At 46.3% G+C, this 11,113-nt stretch carries 9 protein-coding genes; 2 read left to right on the top strand and 7 right to left on the bottom strand.

Annotated elements, in window-relative coordinates:
- From ABDW16_RS22880 to hppD, 6 genes are all read right to left on the bottom strand, one after another.
- Positions 1–1,184, bottom strand: a 1,184-nt coding sequence (locus ABDW16_RS22880; RefSeq protein ID WP_343673000.1) for a hypothetical protein, incomplete at its 3' end; no start/stop codon positions are given.
- Positions 1,185–1,325: 141 nt separating this feature from the next.
- Positions 1,326–3,020 carry a GMC family oxidoreductase gene (locus ABDW16_RS22875; protein ID WP_343672999.1) on the bottom strand — a complete coding sequence of 565 codons (1,695 nt, stop codon included), beginning with the start codon at positions 3,018–3,020 and terminating at the stop codon, positions 1,326–1,328.
- A 50-nt stretch (positions 3,021–3,070) separates the two neighbouring features.
- A complete protein-coding gene (locus tag ABDW16_RS22870) occupies positions 3,071–4,768 on the bottom strand; it encodes a GMC family oxidoreductase (RefSeq protein WP_343672997.1) in 1,698 nt (565 codons plus the stop codon).
- Positions 4,769–4,834: 66 nt separating this feature from the next.
- Positions 4,835–5,410, bottom strand: a complete 576-nt coding sequence (locus ABDW16_RS22865; RefSeq protein ID WP_343672996.1) for a gluconate 2-dehydrogenase subunit 3 family protein — start codon at positions 5,408–5,410, stop codon at positions 4,835–4,837.
- Positions 5,411–5,576: 166 nt separating this feature from the next.
- Positions 5,577–6,335 carry a L,D-transpeptidase family protein gene (locus ABDW16_RS22860; RefSeq protein WP_343672995.1) on the bottom strand — a complete coding sequence of 253 codons (759 nt, stop codon included), beginning with the start codon at positions 6,333–6,335 and terminating at the stop codon, positions 5,577–5,579.
- 638 nt (positions 6,336–6,973) lie between these two features.
- The gene (gene hppD, locus ABDW16_RS22855) at positions 6,974–8,110 is read right to left on the bottom strand and encodes a 4-hydroxyphenylpyruvate dioxygenase (RefSeq protein ID WP_343672994.1); all 1,137 of its coding nucleotides are present in this window, start codon (positions 8,108–8,110) and stop codon (positions 6,974–6,976) included.
- A gap of 418 nt (positions 8,111–8,528) precedes the next feature.
- Between hppD and ABDW16_RS22850 the strand changes: the two genes are divergently transcribed.
- The gene (locus ABDW16_RS22850) at positions 8,529–9,584 is read left to right on the top strand and encodes a hypothetical protein (RefSeq protein WP_343672993.1); all 1,056 of its coding nucleotides are present in this window, start codon (positions 8,529–8,531) and stop codon (positions 9,582–9,584) included.
- Here ABDW16_RS22850 and ABDW16_RS22845 read toward each other — a convergent pair whose 3' ends face one another.
- On the bottom strand, positions 9,585–10,556 hold the full coding sequence (locus tag ABDW16_RS22845; protein ID WP_343672992.1) for an MBL fold metallo-hydrolase: 972 nt from the start codon (positions 10,554–10,556) through the stop codon (positions 9,585–9,587).
- A gap of 115 nt (positions 10,557–10,671) precedes the next feature.
- Between ABDW16_RS22845 and ABDW16_RS22840 the strand changes: the two genes are divergently transcribed.
- Positions 10,672–11,046, top strand: coding sequence for a helix-turn-helix domain-containing protein (locus ABDW16_RS22840; RefSeq protein WP_343672990.1), 375 nt, complete (start codon positions 10,672–10,674; stop codon positions 11,044–11,046).
- Positions 11,047–11,113: the final 67 nt, after the last annotated feature.

Raw genomic sequence — 11,113 nt, 5'->3', positions numbered from 1 at the left:
TAAAAAGTCCCCTTCAATTTCCAATCCACATAAGACCTCAACCCCACACCCTGGTGCGTAAAAGCAATATGATTCCAACCCGTACCCATCCCTAACTTATAAGACACGCCTACACCAGCAGAACCATTTTTGTGAAACTTATATCCCACCTGTCCGGCAATATCCGTAGTAGTAGGATAATAAGACGTATTCTTCTGGAATTGCAGGTTGCCACCAAACTCCAACCGCTGTAGAAAACTCTTTGTCTTCATCGGGTTGGGTTTGAAATCAGGCATATCTCCCGCGTTATCTAAATTGGAATATTTATCCTTCAACTCATTCAACTGCGACTTTGCCTGCGCCATCTGCTGACTCACCGCCTGCTGCGCACTGGGATCATTCCCCAACCGCTGGGAGATAATTGACTCCACCTGGCTACGGGTCTGTAAGCCGGACAAACTGGCCGTACTGGAACTGCTGGCTCCAATCAGGTTGAACAAACTCGCATATTGTGAATGTTGTGTTATAAAATTATTATATGCAGGTAAGGTTTTCAGCAGTTTCACTGCCTTCTCCTCCGCTTTTTTTCTATCTGATAAGGTAGCCTTGTATTCATTGAGCTGCTGCCCATAATAATAAGCCTCTTTATTCAGGTTTGTCAGATCCTTGCCAAAACCCGTATAATTCGCCAGTTGCTGCTTTAATAACTGCCTTTGCTCCCGCAGGTAAGCCTTCACCTGCTCCGCCTGTTGCAGGCTATTTTGCAGGTTATCTACGCTCTGCGTAGCGCTCGCCAGTTTACTGCTACCCGCCCCCAATACATTATTCGACCCCTGCAGGAATTTCAACGAATTCTGCAATGTATCCATATAAGCCCCCCCGGCATTTGAGGTAATGCCACTCACCTTCCTTCCTAAACCGGCCTTCATGTTGTTGAGACTATCTATCGACTGGGAAAATATTCTTTTTGCGGCTGTCGAATCCACTTTCATCAGCTTCGCCTGCATTCTTTTTTCCTGACGTGCAAAGCGGTCCAGGGCCTGCGCTGTTCGCTTATCTACCTGCGCTTCGACGTGTGCTGATTTGCGTTTTACCTGGTTCAGGTACCTGTCAGGCAGGGTGATAATACTATCTTTTCTAAGGGTAGAATCGCTGGCCGGATTATTGAACAATGCAGCGAATGTAGCAAGTAAAAATAAATTCATAGTTGTATAGGAAAAGGTTTACAAACTTGTATAGCAAAAGTATTGCTATAAATGCAAGGCGAATATAACACCTTAGTACTAAATACGAATGCCCTCCCTACTACCAAAGATAGTAAAGAGGGCATTCACAAATAAAATTATTTATATATTCCTCTTCTTCAACTCCTGCACCGCATAATCGCAGGCCCTTGCCGTCAGCGCCATATACGTAATAGAAGGATTCTGGCAAGCCGACGAAGCCATACAAGCCCCATCTGTAATAAACACATTTTTTGCTGCATGCACCTGGTTGTACCCATTTAAGACAGATGTCTTTGGATCGCGCCCCATACGGGCAGTGCCCATTTCATGAATACAATGCCCCGGAGGCGGCATCTCATCGGCCGATTGTATGTTTTTCATCCCCACTGCTTCCAGCATTTCCACCGCACTCGCCACCATATCTTTCCGCATGGCCAGTTCATTTGCCTTGAATTCACAATCAATATCGAGGGTAGGCAATCCGTATTTATCTTTCTTGTCTTTATTCAGGGTCACCTTGTTTTCATAATAAGGCAAATGCTCCCCCCAGGCCCAGAAACCCATCGTCCACTTACCGGGTTCACTCAATGAATTTTTCAATGACGCTCCTACTCCATCTAAGAAACCTGGTCTGTCACGCCCCGCACCACCCTGATAACCGAAACCACGTACATAGTCTGAACGCTTCGTTGCTTCACTGATATTTCTGAAACGGGGAATATAAACGCCACTGGGTCTACGCCCCGCATTGTAATACTGATCTTCGAAACCATCAAACTCGCCACCTGCTCCCAGTCCATAATGGTGGTCCATCAGGTTATGCCCTACCTGCTCACTGTCATTGCCAAAGCCATTGGGAAACCGCCTGGATACAGAGTTCAATAATATACTGGCGGTACCTAACGTAGAAGCATTTAAAAATATTACTGGCGCATAGTATTCTGTCGTTTGCATGGTATGCGCATCTAACACTCTTACGCCTGTTGCTTTGCCTAATGTGTCATCATACATCACTTCCAGTACGATTGAATCAGGACGCAGCGTCAGATTGCCTGTTTTGGCAGCGGCAGGTAATGTGACCCCATTGCTGGAAAAATACCCCGTAAAAGGGCATCCTCTTGCACACAAATTACGATACTGGCATTGCCTGCCGTTATGCATTTCAGTAGCATGTGCCGCACGACCTATTGTGAGTATCCTGTCGTTGAATTTCTTTTTGAATTGCTCACGTGCGTGTTTTTCCAGGCAGTTTAGCTCCATTGCCTTCAGGAACTTCCCGTCCGGCAATTGCGGCAGCCCTTCTGCCTGGCCGCTGACACCGACGAAGGTTTCAACATAATCATACCAGGGGGCTATATCCTTATAGCGAATAGGCCAGTCTACCCCATGCCCGTCTTTGGCATTCGCCTCGAAGTCTATATCACTCCACCGATACACCTGCCTGCCCCACATGAGTGAGCGGCCGCCTACGTGATAACCACGCAGCCAATTGAACGGCTTTACCTGGTTGTATGGATTTTCTATGTCATTGACCCAGTACTGTTGCGTTGCTTCGTCAAATGCGTAGCACTGACTCTGGATGGGATAATCTGCACGAACGGCCTGGGTATTATTCAGGCGATGCGGAAACTCCCACGGGGCTTTGGTAGCGGTTGTATAATCTTTGATATGCTCTACGTTGTTGCCTCTTTCCAGTACAATGGTCTTGAGTCCTTTTTCACACAGCTCCTTCGCTGCCCAACCGCCGCTGATACCAGACCCTACTACAATCGCGTCGTAGGTATTTTCTTTGGTGGCTCTAAGGTTGAGGTTCATATGGGTTCATTTAAAAAAGGCTGACTTTTTGGAGTCAGCCTTTCTATGTTTTAGATATTGCCTTTCTTCAGTTCCTTGTACATGTAGTCGACTGCACGTGCAGTGAGCGCCATATACGTGAGCGAGGGGTTCACACAGGCTGCCGATGTCATACACGCACCGTCTGTTACGAATACATTCTTCACGGCATGCATCTGGTTATAACCATTCAGGACAGACGTTTTAGGATCACGGCCCATGCGTGCGGTACCCATTTCATGGATGGCCATACCAGGGTAAGAACCGTTGTCATAAGTCCTGATATCTTTCATACCAGCTGCTTCCAACATTTCCGCCGCATCGTTCATCATGTCTACGCGCATCTTCTTTTCATTTTCCTTGAACTCTGCGTCGAATTTCAGTACCGGCTGTCCCCAATCGTCTTTTACAGAGGTATCGAGGGTTACCTGGTTGGATTCGTAAGGCAGACATTCGCCAAAACCGCCCAGGCCTATTGACCATTTACCCGGTTCTGAGAGCATGTTTTTGAAGTCTTTACCTACACCCAGTTCTGCTACACCACGTGCCCAACCTTCGCGGCTGGCGCCACCCTGGTAACCAAAGCCACGCAGGTAGTCACGCTTGTCGCTGCCAATGTTGCGATAACGGGGAATATAGATACCGTTTGCACGGCGGCCAAAGTAATATTTATCGTCAAAGCCTTCGGCCCTGCCGGATGCACCGGTGCGGAAATGGTGATCCATCAGGTATTTACCAAGTACGCCACTGTCATTGCCCAGGCCATTCGGGAAACGGCTGGAGGTAGAGTTCAGCAATACAAAGGTGGTGCCCAGGGTAGAACCATTTACAAAGATGACTTTTGCATAGTATTCTGTCATCTGTTTGGTATGTGTATCGATCACACGTACACCGGTTGCTTTGCCCTGCTTTTCGTCGTAAATGATGGAGTTCACAATGCTATCCGGACGTAAGGTCAGATTGCCGGTAGCCACAGCTGCAGGCAGTGTGGAAGACTGTGTGCTGAAGTAGGCGCCAAACGGGCATCCACGGCTACACAGGTTACGGTACTGGCAATTGGTACGACCAGGCAATGGTTTGGTGATGTTTGCCACACGCCCCATGGTCATAATACGGCCTTTGAAACTGGCTTCAATGCGTTTTTTTACTTCCTTCTCTACACAGTTCATTTCCATTGCCGGCATAAACTGGCCGTCTGGCAGTTGCGGCAACCCTTCGGCCTGGCCGCTGATGCCCGCGAATTTTTCTACATAATCGTACCAGGGTGCTATATCCTTGTAACGGATGGGCCAGTCCACCGCAATACCATCTTTGAGGTTGGCTTCAAAATCGATATCGCTCCAGCGGTAAGACTGACGGCCCCACATAATGGATTTACCACCTACAATGTCAGGACGGAACCAGTCAAAACGCTTTACCTCGTTGTAAGGTGATTTGGAATCATTGAGCCAGAAGCGCTCATTGTATTCACTATATGGATAGTCACGGCTTAACTTAGGATGTGTTTCTTTCTGTTCAGCAGTGATTTTGCCACGGTGTGGGAACTCCCAGGGAGCCTTGGTGGCGGTATCGTAATCTTTAACGTGTTCTAATTTTTTGCCCCTGTCCAGCATGAGCACTTTGAGACCTTTTTCTGTCATTTCCTTGGCAGCCCAGCCACCACTTACGCCAGAGCCGATCACGATGGCATCATACGTGTTCTGCTCCTGAGCCTTAGTATTCAGATTCATGGAATTTCTACTTGAGTGAATGAATTAATGTGCGCGAACGAGTCTTATCTATTTAACGTCGAATTACTACATAGCCCAGGCTTTCTCGCCTTTGGCATAAGGTATACAACCTTCGTATTTGCCTGGTACCGGTACGTAGCGGAGGGCTTTGGTAGCGCCGGGTTCGGAGGTGAAATAACCGGTGAGGGTCAGTTCTTTCAGGATCTGGAAATAGTGCGCGGGATCCTTTTCGTTTTTGTGCTCACGTTTATTATAAGCTACACGTTCCTTGTCTATATCCGTCAGAATCGTTGTTTTCTCTTCTGCGGTCAGGTCTACGAATGGCTTTTTGAATTGCTTTTGTGCTGCATCGTCGATCTTTTTCAAACCATCCAATACCAGTTGCTGGTCTTCCGGTTTGTAGCAGTCATTCAGCATGAGGGCAATAAACTCGTCTACTTTGGCAGCCTTAGCACCAGGCGTATCGGTTTCCGGAATGATGGTTTCTACGATTTCGGCCAGCATCTTTTTAGTCTCAGGCGCCTGCAATGCATAATTGTCAGGGCCTTTTGGATTACAGCCTTCCAGGGCTGACAACGTGGACGCGGAAATTGCCGACCCTAAGAGAATGGCAACGTTCCGAATGGCTTCTCTTCTGTTCATAATAGTAAATTGATTTGACCTTTAGCCTCAAGTTTCGAAAAAAAACTGACTTTTCATAGAAAAAATAAATGAACGGAAGGAAAAGTTACAAAAAGAAAGGGGGGTATGAAAGCAAAAAGCGCTCCTGCCGGCGGCAGGAGCGCTTTTTATGGAAGCAATGAATTTCTTACATAATATATTGGCCTTTGTTGTCTACCAGGACAACCGGAAGGCGATGGTGCTCTTCAAAATAATCATAAGCGGTTTTCAGGTCTGCCCAGAACTTTGTCGACGTTTTATCATCCGGGTTCAGCTTTACCCCCTGCAGGTATTCCATGGAGCGGGTACGACCGAATTTAACCGGGAATACGTGTACGGGAATGAAGTCCTGCCCGGCGTTCTTGGCATTTACTGCCAGGATGTATACCTCCTCGATAAATTCGTCGGTGAGCGGAATACAGCCGATGGTCAGGCAACTACCATGGATATAAATCTCATTGCCAGGCTTCTTCTGATCGCTGAGGATCTTGTCGGAGAAGTTGGGATAATTGATGCCCAGTGACAGGTGGTAGTTACTATTCGGATTGAAGTCATTGATATAATAGAAACCTTCCGGTACCTGCTGGTCTCCTTCCTTGCGTTTAGGGCCCATTTTGCCTGACAGGGTACATACCCGGTAAGATTTAAACAGGCGGAAAGTGTCGGTAGCCTTGTTTTTCACCCAGATTTCCAGTTCACTATCCAGTTTGAACGAGCGCAGGAAGATGTACTTAGCCGGGTACTCCAGGCCTTTCTTTTCAAATTCCTTCTTTAACTGCTCCTCCTTATCCCTGTAGGCTACGCCTACTTTCGGGAACATCTTCTGGTTGTCCAGGAATGACTGCTGCTGGGCAAACACTTTTCCTACCCCAAGTAGTATCATTACTGCTAAAACGACCTGCTTCATAGATATTTTAACCCTTTTACAATTTCATGTTTCGTATCACTTTCAACTAATCCGCTAAGCTTATTGACTGGTAATCACCATATTGCATCAACTCCTATAAGCTTTCTCCGACTGTTGTTCGATTGTTCTTCGACTGTTGTTCGATTGTTCTTCGACGCGTCTTCGATGCTTCTTCGACGCTTCTATATCCGCCTTATGGTTTTACCGGTGTGGTGTCCGGTTGCGCATTGAAAGTTCTATATGCAAGATAAAACAATAATATTGAAAAAATAACGTATATCACGATTCCTACTTTCCGATTTGCGAAACGAAGGATGTAATGACGTTCTCCCTGATAGATCAGCACAGCTGTGATCATTTGAAAAATTCCTGCCAATAGAAATAACGCGCCTAATAATGTTTGTACTCTCATAAACAACGATCTCTTATGCAAATTATTTCAAATTTTGCAACATTAGCAATCCCCCGAATGTGGCATGCCGGAGGCATCTGCCCCATAGTCGCGGCTGATGGGCATAATGTGCTCATTGTCAAGGAAATGTTAAACTATAAAAAAGGGCTGCTCCTGTTGGAACAGCCCTGCTTGCTAAAACAACAATAGAACGGCGGATCTTCGATAGAACAGACTCACCCGGTTTTTACAGGTTACCTCTTAATGCCTGTTCTCTTTCAATAGATTCAAACAATGCCTTGAAGTTGCCCTTACCAAATGACTGGGCACCTTTGCGCTGAATAATTTCAAAGAAAACAGTGGGTCTGTCCTGTACGGGTTTTGTGAATATCTGTAACAGGTAACCTTCGTCGTCGCGGTCTACGAGAATACCCAGCTCTCTCAGTGGCTGCAGGTCTTCGTCGATCTCGCCGACCCTGTCCAGCAGGGTGTCGTAGTAAGATCCGGGTACTTTCAGGAACTCTACTCCCCTGTTCTGCAGGTCGGTTACTGTTTGAATAATATTGTTGGTAGCGATGGCTACGTGCTGTACGCCCGGGCCACCGTAAAAGTCGAGGTATTCTTCGATCTGTGATTTCTTCTTCCCTTCTGCAGGCTCATTGATGGGGAATTTCACACGGCCGTTGCCATTGCTCATCACCTTACTCATGAGGGCAGAATACTCGGTAGAAATGTCTTTATCATCGAAGGAGAGCAGGTTGCGGAAACCCATTACCTTTTCGTAGAAGTCTACCCAGGTATTCATTTCATTCCAACCTACATTGCCTACGCAATGGTCTACATATAAGAGACCTGTGTCAGTAGGGTTGTAAGTCGTTTTCCATTCTTTGTAACCTGGCAGGAAAGGGCCGTTGTAGTTCTTTCTTTCTACAAAGAGGTGTACGGTATCGCCATAAGCGTGAATGCCGCTACGAACTACGGTGCCAAATTCATCTTTTTCTTCTTTTGGCTCCATATAAGGTTTAGCGCCCCGCTTTACAGTTTCTTCAAATGCAGAGCGGGCATCGTCTACCCAAAGGGCGAGCACTTTTACCCCATCGCCGTGTGTGGCAATGTGTGCAGCGAGGTCATTGTTTGGCTGAAGCGGCGTGGTCAGTACAAAACGGAGTTTGTTCTGCACCAGTACATACGATGCGCGGTCTTTCACACCTGTTTCAGGGCCGGCGTAAGCGAGTGACTGGAAGCCGAAAGCGGTTTTGTAATAATGGGCAGCCTGTTTTGCATTGCCTACGTAAAATTCAACGTAGTCAGTGCCATTCAATGGTAAAAAGTCTTTTACATTGGCAGGAGCTGCTGCCAAAGCAGCATCAGGAGCAGTACTCATGGTGGTTTGATTTTAAAGAGATGTAGAAAGTTTTGGTGTATGTGAACGGGTGACGGCAATGCGGATATGCATTGACATCAATAAGGAGAGGTTACAGATATGTATGTAATAGAGAAAAATACCTGTAATCAGGCGATTGCAGCATCCATTGCCAGCGTAGCCATCAGGAAGTAGTACTTGCTGTGACGCTGATCTGATTTAGAGGAGTGGTATGTGCGCGTAATGTGCATTAGATAGTTGCTAATGCAATAATATGCAATAGTTTTGATAATAACAAGTGGGTGGTTGTGTCTCGGTTTCGATTTTTTTAGCCGGCCGCAGGCAAAAATGTAAACCGAGCCCGCACTTGTATTTTTAAAATTTGTCTGCTGCCTGCAGATAGTTTATTTTCATAACCATATCGAATAATCAATACCGCATGTACAAAATTCCCTTTGCCAGGAAGCTGATCGCCTGTATCATTGCAGGTTTGGTGATCGGAGCAGCTACGTTACGCTTCTGTATCACCTATCTCCGCACCTGGATACCTATCCCCCAACTTTCGATCATCCCCTTCATCTCAGTCCTTGCCGCTCTTATTTACCTTATTATATGGCAGTCCCGCAAGACCAATAATCCTGCTACGCTTGCTTTCTGGCAGGGTCTTATCCGCTATGGCGTAGCCTTTGACCTGGCTGAATTCGGGTGGTCAAAGATCTGTCACCGCCAGCTGGTAATGTCCTTATATCAGCTCGATCTTCCCTATCGCAGTCTATCGCCCAACCAATTGTTCTGGCTTTTTTACAGCCATTCTTATCTATTCGGTTGTATCATAGGTGGGCTTCAGATCATAGGCGCTATACTCCTGCTTTTCCGCAGAACAACGCTGGTGGGTGTCTTTGTATTGCTGCCTGTTCTTGCCAATATTTTATTGATGGACATCTTCTACCAGATCGGCGACAGCGTCGTTGTTCATGCCTCCTTCATGATGCTGGGTATCTTATATTTCCTGTTCATTGAATTCGACCGGCTGAAAGCATTCTTCTTTACCGTAACCAGTAACCTGCCCGTCGTACCTCTTTCCAGGTTCCTTAAAATGGCCATCCGCCTCTCTATCATCTATATACCGCTACTATTCATCGCTATGCAGGATAAGGTGGATAAATACCCACTGCTTACAGGAAAATATGCTGTCAGGCACCTGCGGATGGATCAACAGGATATTGACAGGGTTAACTGCAACGACAGCACGCTTACCGTTGTCTACTTTGACATTAAAAATACCTGTGTATTTGAATTTAACACAACGCAAAGAAGATGGTATGGAAAATTTACAAAGGATAACGATCACCTGGAGATAAAGTGGCAAACTCCCGGAGATAAGCCCGCCTTCAGTGGCACAATGTCTACTGCCGATGCCGGCAAACTGATGCTCCGGGGTACCCTTGGAACGGATTCAATGTATATAATACTTCAAAAAACAGCAGGTAAATAACTAAGCAGGATATGCATAAGTCTCAGGGACCCACTCAAACCCTGCTTCCTCCATCCGCACATGCCCTATACCCGGCCATGGCAGATGATATCCTATTACTTTTATTTTCTCATCTGCCAGTGTTTTCATCACACGCCTGCGGGTACTGGCTGCCATCTCTATATCCGTATCCCCGTTAAATCCCCATTCAGGGTGAGGGAACAACAACACATCAGAATGTACGAGATCTGCAATATGCACCATCTTTTCATTGCCGGAGTATATATGCGTGATGGAATGCCCGGGGGTATGACCTGGTGCTATTTCCATTCGTATACATCCCAACAGCTCCGCATTGTGCTCAAATAACTGCAACTGTGGTTGTAAGATTCTGAAAGTCTTCTGCGTAGCAGCCGTAAATACAGCCAGCAGCTGCTTGTCCGGGAACCTGGACTTTGAAAAATCCTGTTTCGCCGCCATCCAAAATGCATGTTCTACTTTCGAAAGATAGATAGTAGCTGCAGGAAATACGGGTTTATCGTCTTTTGTCAGTAATCCCCCCACATGATCCGGATGCCCGTGAGAGATAATAATGCTTGTGATATTTTCAGGTCGGATACCCGCATCAGCCATTGACGCTAACAACCACCCGGAAGAAGGTCCAAATGCCGGTCCTGTACCTGTATCGATCAATATATAATCACTCCCTTTTTTAATGACCAGCATATTCATTCCCAGATCGACCCCATCTGTAGGACGAAAACGCTGTTGTAACAATGCCTTCTCTGCATCCTCACTGCCATTAGGGAATGCCGCCTGCACAGGGGCCAGGTTAATGTGCCCATCTGTTAATACGGTCATTTCAAGGTCGCCCAACTGGAACTGATGATAGGGCCTTTTTGAAAAAGCAGGTAATGCGGATAATCTTTTCAAAGGGATTACTGCTCCTGCCCCCAGTAAGGCCAGGCCTTTTAATATTGTTCTGCGATCCATATGCTTAATTTGGTTCGAAATTACCAGTATGGTAACTTTATAACAAGTAGATACTTTTAAGTAGCCTAGGCACTAAAATGATACTATTATTGGTAACCAGCAAAATAGAACTTCCTTGAAAAAGAAAATAGATGATGCGCATGAGCCTATGTGTTCTGTAGATTATGCTTTCCGAAGAATAGGCGGTAAATATAAAGGACGGATCATATACTACTTAAAACGGTTTTCTGTTATGCGTTATGGGCAGCTGCGCAGAGGGATCGTGGATATCACTCCTAAAATGCTGACCCAGACATTACGGGAGCTGGAAGAAGACGGGCTGATAGATAGAAAAGTGTATCATGAAGTGCCGTTAAGAGTGGAGTATTCCCTTACGGAAGTGGGAGAAGAGCTGATTCCTTTTATTGAACATTTGCGGGCATGGGGAGAGAAAAGAATGGTAATAGAAAATATTCCTATTATCCAGCAGGGGTATTGCGAAACTAAATAATGCTACTCTTGGCAGCTTCGCTGCTTTTATCTTTTCCCGCCCCCCACCCTTTGGGTGGGGGCCGGCG

Origin of the sequence: Chitinophaga sp., from assembly GCF_039596135.1 — a bacterium.
Lineage (GTDB): Bacteria > Bacteroidota > Bacteroidia > Chitinophagales > Chitinophagaceae > Chitinophaga.
Note: the sequence above shows the minus strand (reverse complement) of the source record. Positions and strands in the feature narration are given on the sequence as shown.

Excerpts from the sequence above, each read along its gene's own strand:
- ABDW16_RS22875 (WP_343672999.1), bottom strand. The coding sequence starts at position 3,020 with ATGAACCTCAACCTTAGAGCCACCAAAGAAAATACCTACGACGCGATT.
- ABDW16_RS22870 (WP_343672997.1), bottom strand. The coding sequence starts at position 4,768 with ATGAATCTGAATACTAAGGCTCAGGAGCAGAACACGTATGATGCCATC.
- ABDW16_RS22865 (WP_343672996.1), bottom strand. The coding sequence starts at position 5,410 with ATGAACAGAAGAGAAGCCATTCGGAACGTTGCCATTCTCTTAGGGTCG.
- ABDW16_RS22860 (WP_343672995.1), bottom strand. The coding sequence starts at position 6,335 with ATGAAGCAGGTCGTTTTAGCAGTAATGATACTACTTGGGGTAGGAAAA.
- hppD (WP_343672994.1), bottom strand. The coding sequence starts at position 8,110 with ATGAGTACTGCTCCTGATGCTGCTTTGGCAGCAGCTCCTGCCAATGTA.
- ABDW16_RS22850 (WP_343672993.1), top strand. The coding sequence starts at position 8,529 with ATGTACAAAATTCCCTTTGCCAGGAAGCTGATCGCCTGTATCATTGCA.
- ABDW16_RS22845 (WP_343672992.1), bottom strand. The coding sequence starts at position 10,556 with ATGGATCGCAGAACAATATTAAAAGGCCTGGCCTTACTGGGGGCAGGA.